The sequence below is a fragment of the Rhizobium sp. CECT 9324 genome (assembly GCF_918741265.1).
Lineage (GTDB): Bacteria > Pseudomonadota > Alphaproteobacteria > Rhizobiales > Rhizobiaceae > Allorhizobium.
Window position 1 is genome coordinate 2,444,239 of the sequence record NZ_CAKKMZ010000001.1, and the last position, 19,104, is coordinate 2,463,342.

The following is a 19,104-nucleotide window of genomic DNA, read 5'->3' on the forward strand; positions in this document are numbered from 1 at the left end:
TCTAACTTTGCGGCTACATACCGTGATCGCATAAGATAGATTATGGAACAAAAGACAGCAAGCCAAGGCGGTGACATCAGATCAGTTACATCCATCAACCATCTGAATTTCAAACGACATTTGATCATAACCCGGCTCGACATGCGCTGGCGTCTCGGCCATCACAGTCCGGTAGTCGAGCGGGATATGCATGTGGGTCAGGATCGCGCGACGCGGCTTCAATCTGTCGATCCACGCGAGCGCTTCACTGAGCGACAGATGGCTCGGATGCGGCCGATATTGAAGAGCGTCGATGAACAGCACATCCAGCTCTGAAAGCTTGTCGACGGTGGCCATCGGAAAATCGCTGATGTCGCAGCAATAGGCCACGGCGCCGATCCTCAGGCCGAGCGACATGATATCGCCGTGCTGCTGCAAAAGCGGCAGCAGCGAGATCGTGCCGCCGGCACCCGATACCGCGATCGGTGCATTCAGGTCTGTCAGGATCCGCGGCTCGACAATCGGCGGATAATTGCTGCCGGGCGGCGTCTCCAGGCAGTAGCCGAAGCCCATCGCGATGCGCTCCATGGTGAAGGCATCGGCATGGATCGGAATGCGGTGGTGCTGGATGTGGAAATAGCCGCGCAGGTCGTCGATGCCGTGCAGGTGATCCGCATGGGCGTGGGTGTAGATCACCGCATCGATCCGCTGGACACCGGCGCGGATCATCTGTTCGCGAAAATCGGGCCCGGTATCGACCACAACGGTTGTCGTGCCGCCATCCGGGCCGATCTGCTCGATCAGAAAGGATGCGCGTGTGCGCCGGTTTTTCGGCTCGTTCGGATCGCAATCGCCCCAATCGCCGTTGATCCGCGGCACGCCGGGCGACGAAGAGCAGCCGAGAAGCGTGAACCGGCGGCGAAAACTCATGCAAGCCTCGGCATTTTCGCAAAGCAGCGCAGCGCGTTTGCGGTGGTGATATCGGCCATCTCGGCATAGGACACGCCCTTGACCTCCGCCAGCACCTCGGCCGTGTTGATCACATAGGACGGCTCGTTGCGTTTTCCGCGCCAGCGCTTCGGCGCCAGATATGGCGCATCCGTCTCGACCAGCAGCCGGTCCATCGGCACGCTTTTGGCGATCTCGCGCAACTCCTCAGACTTCGGGAACGTCACGATGCCGGAAAACGAAATGTATCCGCCGAGCGCAACTCCGGTGTCGGCCAGTGCTTGGCCGGCCGAAAAGCAGTGCAGAATGAAGGGGAAAGCGCCCTTCCCTGTTTCTTCCGTCAGGATCGCCGCCATGTCCTCGTCGGCGCTGCGGCTGTGGATCACCAGCGGCAGCTGCGTGCGCCGTGCCGCCTCGATATGGCGCAGGAAGCCGGTCTTCTGATCTTCCGGCGTCTGCGTGTCATAGAAATAGTCGAGACCGGCTTCGCCGATCGCCACGATCTTGTCATGGGTTTCCGCCAACCGCACCAGCTCGTCCGCTGTCACGTCGAGCTCGTCGCCGGCATTGTTCGGATGCGTGCCGACCGAGCAGAACACGCTCGGATAACGTTCCGTCAGCGCCAGCAGCGTGTCGAGCTTCCTCACTCGGGTCGAGATGGTGACCATCTGTTTGACGCCCGCCTGATGGGCGCGCGTCACCAGTTCGTCGCGCTCGGCGTCGAAATCGGCAAAGTCGAGGTGGCAATGCGTATCGATCAACATGCGCTCAGGCCTTGTCCGCTTCCGGCGCAACATAACGCGGGAAAACCGGCGATGGTGCTTCAAGCACCGTGCCGGGTGTCAGCCGACCGGCAGCACCAAGCTTTGAAAACACGCGGTCTTCGGCCGCGACTGCCACCAGGTCGAGCAGTTTTGCCGCAGATGCCGGCATGATCGGCTGGAACAGGATGGCGATCTGGCGCACCACGTCGGCCGTCACATAAAGCACGGTGCCCATGCGCGCCTCGTCGGTCTTTTTCAGCACCCACGGCGCCTGGGCGGCGAAATAGCGGTCGGCCTCGTTGACGATGTTGATGATCGCCGCCACCGCCTTGTGGATCTGCTGCTTGTCCATCTCCTCGCGGCAGATGGTGATCGCCTCGTCGGCAATCTTCAGGATCGCCTCGTCCGCCTCCGTCAGCGGGCCGGGCGTCGGGATGCGGCCATCGCAATTCTTCACGATCATCGACAGCGAACGGCTGGCGAGATTGCCGATGCCATTGGCGAGATCGGCGTTGATGCGGGTGGCGATCCCCTCCTCCGAATAGCTGCCGTCCTGGCCGAACGAGACTTCGCGCATGAAGAAATAGCGCACCTGGTCGAGACCGAAATGGTTCACCAGATTGACCGGATCAACGACATTGCCGAGCGACTTCGACATCTTCTCGCCCTTGTTGAGCAGGAAGCCATGCGCATAGACGCGTTTCGGCAACGGCAGGCCTGCCGACATCAGGAAGGCCGGCCAGTAGACGGCGTGGAAACGGATGATGTCCTTGCCGATGATATGCGCGTCGGCCGGCCAGTATTTTGCCCGCGGGCCATTCTGGTCTTCGACATAGCCGGTCGCGGTGATGTAGTTGGTCAGCGCATCGACCCAGACATACATCACATGTTTGTCGTCGCCGGGCACCTTGACGCCCCAGTCAAACGTCGTGCGCGAGATCGACAGGTCTTTCAGGCCCGACTTGACGAAGGAGATCACCTCGTTGCGCCGCTCGTTCGGACCGATGAAATCCGGCTGGTCCTCGTAGAGCTTCAACAGCTTGTCTTCATAGGCCGACAGCTTGAAGAAATAGCTTTCCTCCTCGACCCATTCGACCGGCGTGCCCTGCGGCCCGTAACGCACGCCATCGGCGCGCAGCTCGGTCTCGTCTTCCTGGTAGTAGGCCTCGTCGCGCACCGAATACCAGCCGGCATAGCCGCCCTTGTAGATGTCGCCGTTCTTTTCCATCCGCCGCCAGACTTCCTGCACGGTCTGGTGGTGACGCTGTTCGGTGGTGCGGATGAAGTCGTCGTTCGACGCGTTCAAAAGCGTGCCCATGGCGCGGAATTCGTTCGAATTGCGCTCGGCCAGCTCTTCCGGCGAAATGCCTTCGGCGCGCGCCGTCTGCTGCATCTTCTGGCCATGTTCGTCCGTGCCGGTCAGGAAGAACACGTCGCGTCCGTCGAGCCGCTGGAACCGCGCCATGGCGTCGGTCGCGATCAGCTCATAGGCATGGCCGATATGCGGCTTGCCGTTCGGATAGGAAATGGCGGTGGTGATGTAATACGGATCGCTCATGGCTTCTTGTTGTCTTTTCGTCGGTTGCGATTGTCTTGGGGCCGGACAATGGCGGCGCGAAAGGGCCGGCCAGGAACGGCGACGACAAATGGGGTCGAACGCTCTTAAAACATTCTGCCGCCTTTAGGAACAGCAAGTTTGCTGCACTGCCCAGTCGCAATGTCGGGCAGTGGCAATGTCACGCCTGTCGCCACGTCAGGCGTTTCACCGCGCGATTGCGGCCAGCACGTCGAGAATGGTCTGCTTACGGTCGAGATTGTAGCCAGCGGCAATCGACAGCTGCTCGTTGATCGTCGAGGTGAGCCGCGCATAGTGTTCGGCAGCATTCAGATCGCCCGACAAAGCCAGGCCCCGCGCCAGATCGGCGAGATGATCGCCGAGGTGTTCGGTGAAAAAGCCGAACGCCACCTCGCTGTCCTTGCCCGACAGCGCATCGGCGATCTTGAACATCATCCGGCGCTGCGCCGGCCCTTTGGCCGCCAGCATCTCGTCGAAGGCGGCCAGGATGTCGGCACCACCATAATTGACCAGTTTCAGGGCACGTGCCACGCTTCCCTTGGCAAGCGCCAGCACCGCGTCGCGCCGCTCGGCTGGAATGGCAAGCCCGAGCTGGCCGAGCGCCTGGTCCATGGCATCGGGTGAAAGCTGATCGAGCCGGAGCGGCAGGCAGCGCGACCGGATGGTCGGCAGGAGCTTGCCCGGCGCATGGCTGAGCACCAGGAACATCGCCCGCTTCGGCGGTTCCTCGAGGATCTTCAGGATTGCATTGGCGGCGTTGCGGTTGAGATCATCGGCCGGATCGATGATCACGATGCGCCAATTGCCGGTGCCCGAGGTCTGGCTGAAAAAATGTCCGGCGCGACGCACTTCATCGACGGTGATCGCAGATTTCACCCGTCCGGTCTTGTCGTCCACCGGCCGTGACAGATGCAGCAGGTTATGGCTGGCACCGGAGGCAATCTGTCGGCTGATCGGGTGGTCCGGATCGGGGTCGGCGATCGTGTCGGGTGCCGTTAGCGGATCGGGATAACGCAGGACGTGATTGGCAAAGCGGAAAGCGAGCGTCGCCTTGCCGATACCTTCCGGCCCTTCGATCAGGATGGCGTGATGGCCCTTGCCGGACTTGTAGCCGCGCGCCAGGAAATCCTCGGCATCCCGGTGGCCGAACAGCCTGGTATTCAGCATCGGCGCGATGGCGCCGTCCAGCAAGCCTGCCCGTTCCTCGCTCATCGGCTCGCCGCCGTCTCAGGTCTGGCAAATCCACCGCGCTGCGCCAGAACCAGCGTCACCTCTGCGACAATGTCTTTGGCAATCCGATCGACATCCAGGCTCGCATCGACGACGCGGCAGCGCGCCGGCTCGCGCTGGGCAATGTCGAGAAACGCCTGGCGCCGTTTTTCGTGCACGTCGGTGTCCTCACGCTCGAACCGGTCTGGCGCTGAAGTCTCACTCCGTTCGCCGGCCCGACGACGCGCGCGCGCCAGCCCGACATCGGCCGGAAGATCGAGGATCAGCGTCAGGTCCGGCATGGTCTCGCCGACAGCCACGCGCTCAAGTGCCGCCATCAGCGCCGGCTCAAGATTGCCGGTTACCCCCTGATAGACCCGCGAGGAATCGACGAAGCGGTCGCACAGCACGATTTGGCCGTTCACCAGCGCCGGCCGGATGACGGTTTCCAGATGATCTGCCCGCGCCGCCGCAAACAGCATCGCCTCCATGCGCACGCCAAAGGCTTCGGCGGCTCCGGACAACAGAACATGCCGCAGGGCTTCGGCACCCGGCGAGCCTCCCGGTTCGCGCGTCAGCAGCACCTGATGGCCCTTCTGGCGCAGGCTCTCGGCCAGGCGGCGGATCTGGGTCGATTTCCCAGCCCCCTCGCCTCCCTCGAAACTGACGAACAATCCGCGTCCGGTTGCCAATGCCTGCCCACTTCCCGCTTGTCTGTCGCCGTGAGGCGTTTTTGTAAATGCCATCAGAGGCCTTACAACGCCTCTAGCGCAAGAATGTGTCGAGCGAAACCCGGATGCCGCCCGGATCGGGCTTTTCGCACTATAACCAGAAGAACAGCATTTCGATCAACGCGTCGCTGGCGCGCTGGCGCAGCGTCCCGACCTCGACGCTCGATGCGCTCTTCAGCGGCACCGTGCGCAGCAACCGTTCACCGGAAAACACCGAAAGCGATGCAATTTCGGCTCCGTCCGCGACCGGCGGATCAAGCGGCCAGCGATAGACCACTTTTGCCTGCAGCCGTTCGGGATTGTTGACCGGCACATAGACCGAGACAGGGTTGGCCGCGACCAGCGGCACGGTATCGCTTGCCCCGCCATAGACGCTCGCCTCGCCGATCACCTCGCCCGCCTTGAACAGTTCGCGCATCTCGAAGGCGTTGAAGCCCCAGTCAAGGACGCGTCTGGCCTCGTCCGTGCGCTCCTTGTCGGTGGCAAGCCCGTTCATGCCGAGAAACAGTCGCCGTCCGTTGCGCTCCGCCGAGGCGATGATGGCAAAGCCACTGCCTTCGGCATATCCCGTGCCCAGCCCGTCGGCGCCGATGCCCAGCAGCGGATTGCGATTGCGCTGCAGGATCTTGTTCCATTCATATTCCGGCAGTTTGAAAGTCAAATAGAGTTCCGGATAGGTCGTCTGCAGATGCTGCGCCAGCGTCACCAGATCGACCAGCGTCGAGGCATTGTCCGGATGCGGCAGTCCGGTCGCATTGCCGAACACGGTATCCTTCAGCCCCAGCGCCTTGGCGCGCGCATTCATCCGCTCGACAAATTTGGCCTCCGAGCCGGAAATACCCTCGGCCAGGATCAGGCAACCGTCATTGGCCGTCTGCACCGCCACACCCTTGATCAGATCACCAACCGGCACCTGTGACTTGACCGCGGCAAACATCGTCGACGTCCGCGACGGCGCGCCACCGGTGCGCCAGGCATATTCCGACACCGGATAGATCGTATCGAGGCGGATCTCGCCGCGCGTCAGCGCATCGAACACCACGTCCAGTGTCATCAGCTTGGCCAGCGACGCCGGTGCGAAGCTTTTGCGCTCGCCCTTGGCCAGCAGCACCGTGCCGGTCGAAGCTTCGATCAGATAGACCTGCGCCGCCTTGGTTTCGAACAGGCCTGGTGCAGCCGTCGTCTGCGCCATGCCCCGTTTGGCAAACAGCGGCGAAACAGACAGACCGATCAGCAGGAAAACGAGGACGAACCTCGAGGCAAGGCGATTTTGCATGAACTAACTTCGGCTTCTTGTCCCGGCGGTGTCGTTGCAGGTGTCCGAGGTCCCTGGCGCCGGGCGCCGCGCTCAGCCCCCGGCGGAAATCCGGGTCTTGCCTAGCGCGACCGACGACAGAATCGAGGCCTCGGTGAGACCGTCATTGCGCACCATAACCGCGTCGAAGGCAAGCGCCGCCTGCGGCAGAGCTACGGTTTCGCCGTAGGCGGCCGCATAACCGGAGCCGTCCAGTCCAGGCACGTGGGCCGGACGCTCGGCGGGGAACGGTCCGAAATCGGGCAGAAGCGCGAACTGCTCCATGACACCAGTCGTTGCCGACGTCACCATGCCCGGCTGGGCCATCAGCTGCGCCTGCAGCGTATTGGCCGCCGCACCGCCGCTCGGCGTCGGCCCGGCCAGCGCCGTCTGGTAGCTCGGCGTCGCATCGTTTGCATTGCCCGGGCGATATTGTGGGATACCGGCGTCGTTGGAGGCGACCATCACACCCGATGCGATCTGTCCCTGCGGATCGGCATACGGCGAGCGGTCGCCCTTCTTCACATAGGAGGCCATCAGGAACGGCATGTCGTGGCCGTCCATGCGCGCCGGGCCGACATATTGCACCCGCACCTTGCCGGTGCCGCTATGGGCCATGTCGAGCATGTCGGCGGTCTTGTTGGACAGGTCGATGATCCGGCCGGCATGGAACGGCCCGCGATCGTTGATGCGCACGACCACCGAACTGCCATTGGCGAGGTTGGTCACCCGCGCATAGCTCGGCAGCGGCAGGGTCGGATGGGCGGCCGAGAGATGATACTGGTCATAGAGTTCGCCATTGGCCGTCTGCCGGCCGTGAAAGGCAGTGCCGTACCAGGAGGCGATCCCGGTCTTGTCATAGCCGGGATTGTCCTTCGGCACATAGACCTTGCCCTTGACCGTATAAGGCTTGCCGACCATGGCCCGTCCGCCGCCCTTCGGCACCGGGCCGCTCGCCACCAGACGCGGGCTGGCCTTCACGCCATATTCCGACTCGGCGAAATATTCCTTCGAACGCTTCTTGTTGGACGCTGTGTCCTTGGTTGTCGAACACGATGCGGCAAGGCTGCAGAGAACCGCAATCCCGACCCACTTGGCACCGCTGATCAAACGGCCGCTCACCTTGACTTCCATGCGTCCCACTTTTGTCCATCTCGGTCGCGGCATCCCCAGCCACGAACCCGGTCACGCGCGAGAAACCCCGCCACTGTCTCATTCCGGAGCAAGGAAGCCTGTGAAAAATGGCCAAAATGGGAAAAGTCACAACTTTGCCGCAGGGCAAATTTGTTTATGGTTAACAATGCGCTAATTGACGCTACGTGAGTTTGCCGCAGACCGCGCCACCCGCCTGCCCGTGTCGAGGGTCAAGGGCCGAACACAAACCATCTTGCAAAGATCGCCGTCTTTGCGCATAAGGCAGACGTCCGGAAGAGTGTCCGAGCGGTTTAAGGAACCGGTCTTGAAAACCGGCGTGCGGGAGACCGTACCGTGGGTTCGAATCCCACCTCTTCCGCCATCAGTCTCTGCAAAAGCCAGTGACGTTTGCCTCATCAGTTAGCCTGGGCATCGTCGCTTGCAAGATCCGCAATACGCAGGTTTGACGCTATGGCGGCCTTACAGACGTGCCAAGCGCGTCCTCGGCATCGAAACACCGCGTTCACGTTTGTCTACTTCCCGTAAATGCCAATTCCGATGGCAATTGTGATGTAGAGCACACAGCCCCCGACGACCACGCCGGCAAAGACCCCGGCTGCCAAGCCAGTTCGTTTGGCGATGAAGGCTGCCCCCGCAGGCGGTCCAAGCAACAAACCCATCACTTGGGCTACACCGATTGAGTCATAGCCAAGGTTGTCGAGATTGGCCGCTGAAAGCCACAGTACGGAAATCCATAAAAATATGCCGCCGAAGACGATCGCGCCGGCACAGGCACCGAGAATCCAGCCGTAGGATTTGCTGACATTGCGCAGCTCCCATAGGGCGGGAGGCAATGCAAGGAGCCACGGTATGATATTGATCCATGTCGACATCAGCTCACATTGATGCAAAGAGGTTGCCGGCCGGTGAAGCCGGCGATGCGAGATCGTGGGATGGGCATACGTCGCCGTGGCAAAACTCCACTCCGGACCCATCTTGACTCCTGCGCCCGCCATGTCACCCTTTCCACACCGCTGGCCGTTTGGGAGAACGGCCTCGGGCGACCATGGGAGGAGACATGATGACCTGGAAGATACTTCTGAAGGACGGAACGCGGCACGGCATTTCGGGCGAGATTCATTTCGAAAGCGTGCGCGGCACAAAGCGCCTTGCGCCCAGCCACATCGAGGGCGATCCAGATACATTGATCCACGCCGTTGAGCAGCACGAGATCGTGCTGGAATCGCCGCATGGACACCACCATCGCGCCGCGGTCGAGATGGTCAGCGGCAAGTGGCGCGTCGTCGGGGTCTTCTGATCCGCGACCGGAACATCCACCCTGTAAATTGCAGCAAATCCCCGCCTCTGGTGAGGCCGCCGGCACGCCTTTTGGCGGCTCACCCTTCGATCGGGTGGCAAAATGCGGCATATTTGCCGCAATACTTAAGATTTTAACGTCAGGTTTAGCCGGGCCGGAACTGCTTATGCCTTAGTCTCGTTGTACTCGGACATATAGGGACAAGTCATGAGATACATCTTCATCCTGCTGATCGCGTGCGTACTCAGCATTCTGGCCTTCAAATATTCCGACAACTCGCTCGGCACCGGCGAATTGATGGCCTCGCCCGTCGATGGCGTCGTCACAGAGAACTGACGCCGGGATCACGCGCTTAGCCTAGAAAGCTGTCGAGCCATTGTGGTGTCAGCCGGCTTTCTAGTTCGGTCGCCACCTCGTCCAGCGCCGCATCGACGCTTTGCCGATAGTTCACCCCACCACCGTTGATGCCGAAACTTTCCAGCAGATGCCGACGGTATTCGTCGCTTGAAAACAATCCATGCAGATAGGTGCCGCTGACCCGTCCATCGGCAGAGCTTGCGCCATCCGGCCTTCCCTCGATCGAGACCGGTGGCTGCGCACAGTCGGGCCCCGTCGTCAGGCCGAGGTGGATTTCATAGCCTGCCAGTGGCACGTCGTAGACGATTGACCGTGCCGTGCTGTTGCGCACGGTCTTTTCCGGCGCCATCTCCGTCACGACATCCAGCAGTCCGAGGCCCTTGACCTGTCGCGGCGCGCCTTCGAGCCCGAGCGGATCCGATACCGTCTGCCCGAGCATCTGGTAACCGCCGCAAATCCCGATCACCCGGCCGCCACGCCGCACATGCGCGGTGAGATCGCTATCCCAGCCATGGCGGCGAAACTCCTCGAGATCGGCAATTGTCGATTTCGAGCCGGGCAGGATGATCAGGCCGGCATCGGCCGGCAGCGCCTCGCCGGCCCGCACATAGACCAGATCGACCTCGGCCTCGGCGCGCAAAGGATCGAGATCATCGAAGTTGGCGATCCGCGACAGGACCGGAACCGCAACCTTCAGCGCCCCGCCCGAGCCCGTGACCAACCGTTCCAGCACCACGCTGTCTTCCGCCGGAAGCCGGCCGGCCGCCTTCAGCCAAGGAATGATGCCGAAGCAGGGCCAGCCGGTGAAGCGGCCGATCGCGTCGATCCCGTCCGAAAACAGTGTCACGTCGCCACGAAACTTGTTGATGATATAGCCGGCGATCTGTCCGCGGTCCTCGTCGGTCAGGATCGTGTGCGTGCCGACCAGCGAGGCGATCACCCCGCCGCGGTCGATATCGCCGACCAGCACCACCGGCACCCCTGCCCGTGTCGCAAAGCCCATATTGGCGATGTCGCCGGCCCGGAGATTGATTTCGGCCGGCGATCCGGCTCCCTCGACGATCACCAGGTCGCGGCCGGCCTTCACCTGTTCGAAGCTGTCCATCACGGCGGCCATCAATTGCGGCTTCAGTCTCTGGTAGTCGCGGCCCTTGGCCTGGCCGAATACCTTGCCCTGCACGATGATCTGGCTGCCCGTCTCGCTTTGCGGCTTCAGCAGCACCGGGTTCATATGCACGGACGACGGTGCGCGCGCCGCCAACGCCTGCAACCATTGCGCCCGGCCGATCTCGCCGCCGTCGTCGGCGACCGCCGCATTGTTCGACATGTTCTGCGGCTTGAACGGAGCGACCTTCAATCCACGGTTGGAGGCGAGCCGGCAGAGCCCGGCAACCAGTATCGTCTTTCCGACATCCGAGCCCGTGCCCTGCAGCATGATCGCTTTCGCCATTGCGTCCTGTCCTGTCTGCGCCACTTCAAAAAACCGCTGTTCCGCCGCGCTTCTGCCGCATTTTCTTCCGTGCAATTACCAGAAATGCGACACTGCGACAGCCTGCCGCGGACCTTTCTTCAAGATTCGCTCAAATGCGACATTGCATGACGACAAATGTCGTTGCGCGAACCATTCGGAGTGATTATCTGACCGTCGAAACCAGCGCTCCGCAAGAGAAGCGCGGCACCCGAAGGAAACACTCCATGCTCTATATCCTGCGCAACCACAATAGTCTCGCCATCGCCTGGAACGGCCGCGCGCCGCAGTTGCAGACGGTTGCCCGCTGGGAAGTTCGCGATCCGCGCGTACCGGTCATCGCCAAGCGTTGATTGCGGCCTGTCTGGCCATGGCGGCGGCCCCTCGTGCGGCCGCGCCTCGTTTTCCGCCATGGGCTGGAAAAACAAACGCCCCGGGACGCAAAACAGGATCCGGGGCGCAGCCGGCATAAACGCGCCGGCCCCTTCATCTACCGGCCCAACGGTTACCGGATGGTTATTTTTGCGCGGACGACGATTTTATTTCGACATTTTTTGACTTTTTGTAGCGGCCGGCGGAAGCGCGGTTTGTGCCGCATCCAGGATAGCTGAGGTCTTAACTGGAGGGGCGGCACAAGCGGCTTTGCGATCCGTCCTGCCCTCCTGCCTGTGCATTGGGCGAAACGCCCTCCCCTCCTTCTTAAAAAGCGGCAAATTAAGTCGCTCCAATGGGTTGTTCCAATGCGACAGCCCGGTCTCAGTGCTTTCGGGAGGTTGATTTCCTCATCGGAAGACGTAGGCTGCTATTGCGAAACAAGCCGACCGGGCGAACGTCCTGCCCCAAAGACAAGGCTGCTTCGTGTGCGGAGTGTTGGTGATCGATCGGCGCGTATCGCGCCTGCACTCCACGACAACGAACCCATTGGCAGGTCGGCTCAGCAGTAACCGTCCATGCCCGTCCCGATGAACACTGCTGATAAGACTGGGAGGTCTTAACTCCATGAAGAAGCTCCTCGCTTCCACTATCCTCGCTGCAGGTCTCTATGCTGCTGCCGGTTCCGCTCAGGCTGCCGATTGTGGCGATGTCTCGATCGCGGAAATGAACTGGGCATCGGCGGGTGTTGCCGCCTATGTCGACAAGATCATCCTCGAAAGCGGCTATGGCTGCACGGTGACCATGGTCACCGGCGACACCATGCCGACATTTGCCTCGATGAATGAAAAGGGCCAGCCGGACATGGCGCCCGAGTTCTGGGTCAATGCCGTGCGCACGGCGCTGGATACGGCGATTGCCGAAGGCCGTCTGATCCAGGCGGCTCCGCTGCTGTCCGACGGTGGTGTTGAAGGCTGGTGGATCCCCAAATTCGTGGCGGATGCCAATCCGGAAATCAAGACCGTTCAGGACGCGCTGGCGCATCCGGAACTGTTCCCGGCACCGGAAGATCCGTCCAAGGGCGCTGTCACCAACTGCCCGTCGGGCTGGAACTGCCAGGTCTCGACCGCCAACCTGTACAAGGCGCTCGGCGCCAAGGACAAGGGCTTCGAACTGATCGACACCGGCTCGGCTGCCGGCCTCGACGGCTCGATCGCCAATGCGTTCGAAAACAAGACGGGCTGGCTGGGCTACTACTGGGCCCCGACCGCCATCCTCGGCAAGTACGAGATGGTCAAGCTGTCCTTCGGCGTCGATCATGACAAGGCGAACTGGGATGCCTGCACCGCTGTGCCGGATTGCCCGGATCCGAAGGTCAACGCCTACCCGGTCTCCGACGTCTATACCGTCGTGACCAAGGGCTTCTCCGAGAAGGCCGGCGTTGCCATGGACTACGTCAAGACCCGCAAATGGGACAACCAGACGGTCGGCAAGGTTCTCGCCTGGATGGGTGACAACCAGGGCACCAACGAGGATGGCGCCAAGCACTTCCTCGAAAACTACGCGGACATGTGGACGACATGGGTCGCCCCTGATGTGGCCGAGAAGATCAAGGCCAGCCTCTGATCCTTTGATTGCGGCGGGCCTTCGGGCCCGTCGCTCATTTCAGCCATGCGGCAAGCCGCAACCCGCCATCAGACGGTGCCAAACGTCGCAGACAGCATGAATTCCTCCGTGGAACTCGGTTACCTTGCGCGCGACAGTGACCGCAAAAAGCGGCGCGAAGTCACCATTGCCGGTTTTGTTCGGCCGGGCATAGCCCGCAAGTGGGGGGATAGTAAGGGGAAAGAGATGGCTTCAGTCCTATGCAATTATGTGCCGGAATTGCTGTGCAAATTTCCGCAAATCGACCAGACCGTGATGCGGGAGGCGAGAAAACTCATTGACGACAACTTCAAGGCTTTCGTCCGCGCCTATGGTTACATTCTCGACGCAGCCGTGCAGCCGCTGCAATGGTTCCTGAATTGGCTGCAGGCGCTGTTTGTCGCAACGCCATGGTTCATCATTATTCTGGTCATGACGCTGATCGTCTATGTCGCCAGCCGCAACACCAAGATCGCTGTGGGCACGGCCTTGTCGATGCTCGCCATCGGCTTTGTCGGCCTGTGGGAGGACACGATGGTCACGCTCGCCATGGTCACGGTCTGTACGTTGATCTCGATTGTCGTCGGCATTCCGATCGGCATCCTGATGGCCCGTTCGGAGCGTGTCCAGTCGGTGATCAACCCGATCCTCGACGTCATGCAGACCATGCCGAGCTTCGTATACCTGATCCCCGTCGTGATGATCTTCGGCATCGGCAAGGTTCCCGGCCTGATCGCCGTCGTCATGTATGCGGTTCCGCCGATGATCCGCCTGACCAATCTCGGCATCCGCCTCGTCGACCGTGAAGTGCTGGAAGCAGCCGATGCGTTCGGCTCGTCGCCCAGTCAGAAGCTGTTCAACGTGCAGATCCCGCTCGCCCTGCCAACCGTCATGGCCGGCATCAACCAGACCATCATGATGTCGCTTGCCATGGTCGTCGTCGCCTCGATGATCGGCGTCGGAGGTCTCGGCAAGAACGTGCTCCAGGCGATTTCCAACCAGTTCCTGACGATCGGCTTCCTCAACGGCTTTGCCCTGGTTGTCATCGCCATCATTTTCGACCGCACCAGCCAGGCCTACGGCAAGCGTCTGCAGCGTCATACGGAGGTTGTCCATGGCTAGTCACGGCATTGAAATTCGCGGCCTTTACAAGATTTTCGGGCCGCGCGGCGAAGACTATATCGAGGCAGCCAAGGCTGGCATCTCGAAGTCGGAGCTGAACGAGAAACACGGCCATGTGCTCGGCCTGAAGGACATCAACATCTCCATGCCGGCCGGTGGCATCACCGTCGTCATGGGCCTGTCGGGCTCCGGCAAGTCGACCCTCATTCGCCACATCAACCGGCTGATCGAGCCGACCGCTGGCGAAGTGCTCTATGACAATGTCGACGTCTGCCGCATGACGCAGCTCGAACTCAGGGATTTCCGTCGCCAGAAAACGGCGATGGTCTTCCAGAAGTTCGCCCTGCTGCCACATCGTACAGTGCTGGAAAACACCGTCTATGGGCTGGATATCCAGGGCATGGACCGGTCGAAGAGCGAGGCCATCGGTCGCCGCTGGATCGAACGGGTCGGCCTGACCGGTTTCGAAAAACACTATCCGAACCAGTTGTCGGGCGGCATGCAGCAACGTGTCGGTCTTGCCCGCGCGCTGTCCAACGATGCCGACATCCTGCTGATGGACGAGGCCTACTCCGCCCTCGACCCGTTGATCCGCGTCGACATGCAGACCGTGCTGCTCGATCTGCAGCAGGAACTGAAGAAGACGGTCGTCTTCATCACCCACGATCTCGACGAGGCGCTGCGTCTCGGCGACAAGATCGCCATCCTGCGCGATGGTGAGGTGATCCAGCAGGGCACGGGCCAGGAAATCGTCCTGAAGCCGGCCGACGACTACATCAGTTCCTTCGTCAAGGAGGTCAACCGCGGCCGCGTCATTCGGGTCGATACCATCATGTCGCCTTTTACCGGGGCAAGCGACGGGATCGCCATTCCGCGCAACACGGTTCTGGAAACTGCGGCAAAGCTGATGATCGAGTTCAACCAGACCAGCGCCAAGATCGTCGACGATCATGGTGCGCCCATCGGCATGATCGACCTGCAGCAGATCATCTCGTCCATGGTCACGCCGGTCAACCACGAGGAAAAGCCGCTCGTCGCCGCATAGCGACGAGCCAAAAATGTCACGATCGGTCCCGTTGGCTCTCCGCCGGCGGGACCGTTTTTCTTTTAGTCGTTGAAGTCACATAAAGACTTCTTTATATGATGGATCAAACATCATCAAAGGACCGACCATGGCAAGCCTTTCCAATCCGCTCTCCGATCTGCTGGCTGAAAAAGGCGTGCTGCTCGCCGATGGCGCAACCGGCACCAACCTGTTCGCCCAGGGGCTCGAGGCCGGCGAGGCGCCGGAACTATGGAACGAGGCGCAGCCGGAAAAGATCGTCAAGCTGCATCAGGACTTCGTCGATGCCGGGGCCGACATCATTCTCACCAACTCCTTCGGCGGCACCCGCCACCGGCTGAAGCTGCACCATGCCCAAGACCGCGTGCATGCGCTAAACAAGAAGGCCGCCGAGATCGCCCGCGGCGTTGCCGACAAGGCAACGCGCAAGGTGATCGTCGCCGGTTCCGTCGGCCCGACCGGCGAACTGCTGGTCCCGCTCGGCGCGATGACCTATGACGAAGCAGTCGCGGCCTTTGTCGAGCAGATGGAAGGCCTCAAAGCCGGCGGCGCCGATGTCGCCTGGATCGAGACCATGTCGTCGCCCGAGGAAATCCGCGCCGCTGCCGAAGCCGCCGTCAAGGTCGGCCTGCCCTACACGTTTACCGGTTCGTTCGACACCGCCGGCAAGACGATGATGGGTCTGGACCCCAAGGACATCCACGGCGTGGCCGGTGATATCGGCGCAGGCCCCCTTGCCGTCGGCGCCAATTGCGGCGTCGGCGCGTCCGACATCCTCGCCAGCCTGCTCGACATGACCGCCGCCAATCCGGATGCGACCGTCATCGTCAAGGGCAATTGCGGCATTCCGGAATTCCGCGGCACCGAGATTTTCTACTCCGGCACCCCGCCGCTGATGGCCGACTATGCCCGCCTTGCGCGTGATTCAGGCGCTCGCATCATCGGCGGCTGCTGCGGCACCTCCTGCGGTCATCTGGCCGCCATGCGTGCCGCTCTTGATGACTACACGCCCGGCCCCCGCCCGACCCTCGACGTCATTGTCGAGCGCATCGGCCCGCTGCGCAACAAGACGGCGACTGAATCGAGCAGCCAGGAAAGCGGCCGCCGCAACCGCCGGCGCGGCTGAGCGGAACGGCCAAACCGAAGACATCTGCAGACGGCGGCTCTCGGGCCGCCGTTTTTCGTTTGCCGACACCGGATTTGCTGCCCACGTCACACCCGTGCGGTCCGGGCAGCTCATCCGCCAATCCCACCGACAAGCCTCGGGCAATCTTGTTGTGGTGTAGCTCACCCTAATAGACGCGGCCGACAGAGGCTGTAACCTGCCGTGTGTTTTGTGAGGGAGTATCCGCCATGTCCGTTTTCCCGGATCGCCAAACCGTCGCCGACAAGTTGTCGTCCCTGCAGGATCAGGACCAGTCCTTCCTGCGCCTGCTGTTCGAAAACGCAGCCCAGGATGACGCCCTGTTTGACGGCCTGCATCTCTATCTCGATCGCGCCTCCGAGGCGAAGTTCCTGAATTCGCTCAAGCTGGAGCGTTGCGGCGAGTGGATCGGCAACAATGCTCCTGCCCGCCTGCAGATCCGCCTGATGGAGGCCGCCAAGTCGAGCCAGCACCCGGCCTTTGCCGCCTTCCGCAAGGGGCTGCAAGCCTCCGGCGGCCTGGAGCGTGCCTATCCCACAGCGGCCGTCTGAAAGCGTTCAGTTAGGTAAGGGAACGCTGACCGAGATGATCGGCCCGACCGGAAACAGCCGGTCGCGCCGATTGCTGTCGGCAATGAATGCGCTCGAAATCGTCCCGTCGAGATAGAGCGCATTGGCGCAGCCGAGCCGATCGCGAAACAGTTTGGCGAAGTCGTAGAAGCGCACCGGCCCCTTCGAAATCACCATATGCACCTGCCCCTTGGCATCGATACCGATGCCGTTGCGCACCTTCAGACTGTCGCTGTCGGCGAGGAAACGCGGATGCAGCGTGCCGTCGATCACGAGCATTGGTCCCGACTGTGTCGCGAAATCCGCCGTGATGCCCTGGGCCATGTAAGCCTTGGTTTCCATCACTATCGGCCGACCGTCCCGAACAGCAAAAACCCCGTTCGGCAGCAGATGAAAATTGCCCCATCCACCGCCGGTCACCGCGGATTTGATCGTCCTGCCATATTCGACGAACAGGCCGACGGGCGATCGATCGGCGTGATACATGCCGCCGTTCATCGCAAACAGCAGCACGCGATGCTCTGCCCAGAGCTGCTGCCTGAGGGAATCGAATCTGCCGTAGATTCGGCCCTCCGGGTCGGCAAGGTTGGTCCGGATCGCAACCGCGTTTGGATCGAACCGGCAGGCGGTGTAACGCGTGCCATTTTCGTCGATCTCCCCACAATTGGCCAGGACTGTGCCATATGTCACAACGAGCGCCAGATAAGTCAGACAAATCAATCGTCCCAACCGCAAGATGAACCGCCTTTGCTGACCGCAAAGCCTTGCTGCGCAGGCCTTTTTTCAGGTCATTAACAAATCATGCTCCGCGTTTACCATTGGTTAACCATGCGTGCCAATGATCCTCGTCGCGCAGCATGACAACGGCTGCTTTTCCAGAGCGATGACTTGGCTCTGACCCTTGTTTTAAAAGGAAAAGATTATGCCAGTTGTAACATTTGCCAATACCAAGGGCGGCGCCGGCAAGACCACGGCAGCCCTCATGCTCGCCTGCGAACTCGTTTCCCGCGGCAACCGCGTCACCATTCTCGAAGCCGATCAGCGCGGCTGGATGAGCCGCTGGCACGCCAAGGGCGCGACCGGTGCGCTGCTCTCGGTCGTTTCCGTCAGCGACGAGACGATCGAAGCGGCAACCCTGAAGGCAAAGAAGCGCGGTGGCTATATCCTGATCGACCTGCCCTCCTCCCACGATGCGTTGCTTGCCCGCGCCGTCGGCCTCGCCGACCACGTGATCATCCCGGTGCAGGGCTGCGCCATGGATGCCCAAGGCGGCGCCGAAGTCCTCGACCTGCTGTCCGAACTTGCCAGCCAGTGTGATGTCAGGATCCCCCATTCCGTCGTCCTGACCCGCGTCAATGCCGCCGTGACCACCCGCGCGCTGCAGGCGGCCAAGGATTTCCTCACGGAAAAAGGCATCCGCACTCTGTCTACAGCCATTGCCGAACGCGCGGCCTACCGTGACGTCTTTGACCGGGGTGGACTGCTGCACAATCTGGATACGCTGGAAGTCTCCAACCTTCCCAAGGCACTGGAAAATGCCGCCCGGCTGGCCGATGAAGTGATCTCGCTTCTGCCGCAGCGCAATGTCCGTCAAGCCGTCCGCAAGGAAGCCGCACCGAAGGCCGTCGCCAAGGCTCCGCTCAGGAAGGCAGCCTGATCAGGCTATTCCGGGGCTGACCCGAGCGCTTGCATGTGCCCGAGTGCCTGCATGTGAAAGCGCAACTGCGGCCCCGGATACCGAAACGCCTCGCCCACCGGACAGGCATTGCGCGCCAGGCATCCGTTCTGCATGCACCCCGCCTGCCCGGCCTCGGTCGCCAGATGCGCCCGGCAGGCGCGCACGTCAAATCCTGCCGGACTGATGGCGTTCACCGGACACCGGCTGAGGCACGGTTTGTCCACGCAGTGGTCGCAGGCATGCGACACCGTATCTGCTTTCAACGGTTCTTCATCCAGCACTTGCGAAAAGCCGAGCGCGCCGCGATAGCTGTGCCACAGGCCGAATTGCGGATGCATCAGGATGCCCAGCGGTGAGGGCTTCAGGCCTTCGGCCTGTTTCGCCCAGGCCTGAAACGGCTGATAGGGTTGATCGGATGGGAAATAAGCTGTCGCGCCATGGGTTTCGGCGACCGCATTGAGGATCTGTTTCGACCAGGCGTCGAGCGGATGATCACCACCGCGATCGGACTGCGTTGCGCGCCAATGTTCGAATGCCGGCCACAGCGAACCACCGATCGGCCCGATCAGCACGACGCTTCGTGCCGTGGTGCCATCGGCCAGCCTCGGTGCCGAAGTCTCGCCATCAAGGCACAATACGCCACGGGCAAACAGCCCATGGGGTGCCAGATCGTCCGAAATCCGGTCCAGAAGTGCCGAAGGGGCGCTCATCGCGGCCCCTCGAATTTGTAGTGA

The 19,104-nt window shown here is 61.6% G+C and carries 20 protein-coding genes and 1 tRNA gene; 10 read left to right on the forward strand and 11 right to left on the reverse strand.

The genetic code is table 11. The features are described 5' to 3' along the window. Positions 1 to 81 precede the first annotated feature (81 nt). The 7 genes from LQ231_RS12105 to LQ231_RS12135 all read right to left on the reverse strand — a co-directional run bounded on the left by LQ231_RS12105 (position 82) and on the right by LQ231_RS12135 (position 7,635). Entirely contained in the window at positions 82 to 909 is an 828-nt protein-coding gene (locus LQ231_RS12105) for an MBL fold metallo-hydrolase (protein WP_230171496.1), read from the reverse strand. After that, positions 906 to 1,691: a TatD family hydrolase gene (locus LQ231_RS12110; protein WP_230171497.1), complete on the reverse strand. Its 786-nt coding sequence runs from the start codon at positions 1,689 to 1,691 to the stop codon at positions 906 to 908. Before LQ231_RS12110 ends, LQ231_RS12105 begins: the two co-directional genes overlap by 4 nt. Before the next feature lie 4 nt (positions 1,692 to 1,695). Next, on the reverse strand, positions 1,696 to 3,249 hold the full coding sequence (gene metG / locus LQ231_RS12115) for a methionine--tRNA ligase (protein WP_230171498.1): 1,554 nt from the start codon (positions 3,247 to 3,249) through the stop codon (positions 1,696 to 1,698). 204 nt (positions 3,250 to 3,453) lie between these two features. Continuing rightward, positions 3,454 to 4,479, reverse strand: a complete 1,026-nt coding sequence (locus LQ231_RS12120) for a DNA polymerase III subunit delta' (RefSeq protein ID WP_230171499.1) — start codon at positions 4,477 to 4,479, stop codon at positions 3,454 to 3,456. Continuing rightward, positions 4,476 to 5,168, reverse strand: a complete 693-nt coding sequence (gene tmk / locus LQ231_RS12125; protein WP_230171500.1) for a dTMP kinase — start codon at positions 5,166 to 5,168, stop codon at positions 4,476 to 4,478. The genes LQ231_RS12120 and tmk overlap by 4 nt, the downstream gene beginning before the upstream one ends. Before the next feature lie 130 nt (positions 5,169 to 5,298). Next, positions 5,299 to 6,483: a D-alanyl-D-alanine carboxypeptidase family protein gene (locus LQ231_RS12130; protein WP_230171501.1), complete on the reverse strand. Its 1,185-nt coding sequence runs from the start codon at positions 6,481 to 6,483 to the stop codon at positions 5,299 to 5,301. Positions 6,484 to 6,555: 72 nt separating this feature from the next. Then, complete coding sequence (locus LQ231_RS12135; RefSeq protein ID WP_230171502.1) at positions 6,556 to 7,635, reverse strand: septal ring lytic transglycosylase RlpA family protein; 1,080 nt, start codon at positions 7,633 to 7,635, stop codon at positions 6,556 to 6,558. Between the two features lie 292 nt (positions 7,636 to 7,927). Between LQ231_RS12135 and LQ231_RS12140 the strand changes: the two genes are divergently transcribed. Then, positions 7,928 to 8,017, forward strand: a tRNA-Ser gene (locus LQ231_RS12140). A 151-nt stretch (positions 8,018 to 8,168) separates the two neighbouring features. On the opposite strand, the gene LQ231_RS12145 is transcribed toward LQ231_RS12140, so the two are convergent. Further along, positions 8,169 to 8,651 carry a hypothetical protein gene (locus LQ231_RS12145; protein ID WP_230171503.1) on the reverse strand — a complete coding sequence of 161 codons (483 nt, stop codon included), beginning with the start codon at positions 8,649 to 8,651 and terminating at the stop codon, positions 8,169 to 8,171. 62 nt (positions 8,652 to 8,713) lie between these two features. On the opposite strand from LQ231_RS12145, the gene LQ231_RS12150 reads away from it, so the two are divergent. Further along, the gene (locus tag LQ231_RS12150; RefSeq protein ID WP_113143492.1) at positions 8,714 to 8,953 is read left to right on the forward strand and encodes a hypothetical protein; all 240 of its coding nucleotides are present in this window, start codon (positions 8,714 to 8,716) and stop codon (positions 8,951 to 8,953) included. A 207-nt stretch (positions 8,954 to 9,160) separates the two neighbouring features. After that, the gene (locus tag LQ231_RS27210; protein ID WP_290371354.1) at positions 9,161 to 9,289 is read left to right on the forward strand and encodes a hypothetical protein; all 129 of its coding nucleotides are present in this window, start codon (positions 9,161 to 9,163) and stop codon (positions 9,287 to 9,289) included. Between the two features lie 16 nt (positions 9,290 to 9,305). Here the strand turns inward: LQ231_RS27210 and LQ231_RS12155 are convergent, their stop codons facing one another. Beyond that, positions 9,306 to 10,760: a cobyric acid synthase gene (locus LQ231_RS12155; RefSeq protein ID WP_230171504.1), complete on the reverse strand. Its 1,455-nt coding sequence runs from the start codon at positions 10,758 to 10,760 to the stop codon at positions 9,306 to 9,308. A gap of 245 nt (positions 10,761 to 11,005) precedes the next feature. Between LQ231_RS12155 and LQ231_RS27215 the strand changes: the two genes are divergently transcribed. The 6 genes from LQ231_RS27215 (at position 11,006) to LQ231_RS12180 (ending at position 16,674) form a co-directional block, all read left to right on the forward strand. Next, positions 11,006 to 11,131 carry a hypothetical protein gene (locus tag LQ231_RS27215; protein ID WP_290371355.1) on the forward strand — a complete coding sequence of 42 codons (126 nt, stop codon included), beginning with the start codon at positions 11,006 to 11,008 and terminating at the stop codon, positions 11,129 to 11,131. 646 nt (positions 11,132 to 11,777) lie between these two features. After that, on the forward strand, positions 11,778 to 12,776 hold the full coding sequence (locus LQ231_RS12160) for an ABC transporter substrate-binding protein (protein WP_113143494.1): 999 nt from the start codon (positions 11,778 to 11,780) through the stop codon (positions 12,774 to 12,776). Between the two features lie 225 nt (positions 12,777 to 13,001). Continuing rightward, the gene (locus LQ231_RS12165; RefSeq protein ID WP_113143528.1) at positions 13,002 to 13,916 is read left to right on the forward strand and encodes a proline/glycine betaine ABC transporter permease; all 915 of its coding nucleotides are present in this window, start codon (positions 13,002 to 13,004) and stop codon (positions 13,914 to 13,916) included. After that, positions 13,909 to 14,961: a glycine betaine/L-proline ABC transporter ATP-binding protein gene (locus LQ231_RS12170; protein WP_230171505.1), complete on the forward strand. Its 1,053-nt coding sequence runs from the start codon at positions 13,909 to 13,911 to the stop codon at positions 14,959 to 14,961. The genes LQ231_RS12165 and LQ231_RS12170 overlap by 8 nt, the downstream gene beginning before the upstream one ends. A 127-nt stretch (positions 14,962 to 15,088) precedes the next feature. After that, on the forward strand, positions 15,089 to 16,105 hold the full coding sequence (bmt, locus tag LQ231_RS12175; RefSeq protein ID WP_230171506.1) for a betaine--homocysteine S-methyltransferase: 1,017 nt from the start codon (positions 15,089 to 15,091) through the stop codon (positions 16,103 to 16,105). A gap of 227 nt (positions 16,106 to 16,332) precedes the next feature. Continuing rightward, positions 16,333 to 16,674, forward strand: coding sequence for a hypothetical protein (locus LQ231_RS12180; RefSeq protein WP_113143497.1), 342 nt, complete (start codon positions 16,333 to 16,335; stop codon positions 16,672 to 16,674). 6 nt (positions 16,675 to 16,680) lie between these two features. Here LQ231_RS12180 and LQ231_RS12185 read toward each other — a convergent pair whose 3' ends face one another. Beyond that, positions 16,681 to 17,382, reverse strand: a complete 702-nt coding sequence (locus LQ231_RS12185) for a phosphodiester glycosidase family protein (RefSeq protein WP_230171507.1) — start codon at positions 17,380 to 17,382, stop codon at positions 16,681 to 16,683. Positions 17,383 to 17,614: 232 nt separating this feature from the next. On the opposite strand from LQ231_RS12185, the gene LQ231_RS12190 reads away from it, so the two are divergent. Next, positions 17,615 to 18,349 carry a ParA family protein gene (locus LQ231_RS12190; RefSeq protein WP_230171508.1) on the forward strand — a complete coding sequence of 245 codons (735 nt, stop codon included), beginning with the start codon at positions 17,615 to 17,617 and terminating at the stop codon, positions 18,347 to 18,349. Positions 18,350 to 18,354: 5 nt separating this feature from the next. On the opposite strand, the gene LQ231_RS12195 is transcribed toward LQ231_RS12190, so the two are convergent. After that, complete coding sequence (locus LQ231_RS12195) at positions 18,355 to 19,080, reverse strand: ferredoxin (protein ID WP_230171509.1); 726 nt, start codon at positions 19,078 to 19,080, stop codon at positions 18,355 to 18,357. Between the last annotated feature and the right edge of the window lie 24 nt (positions 19,081 to 19,104).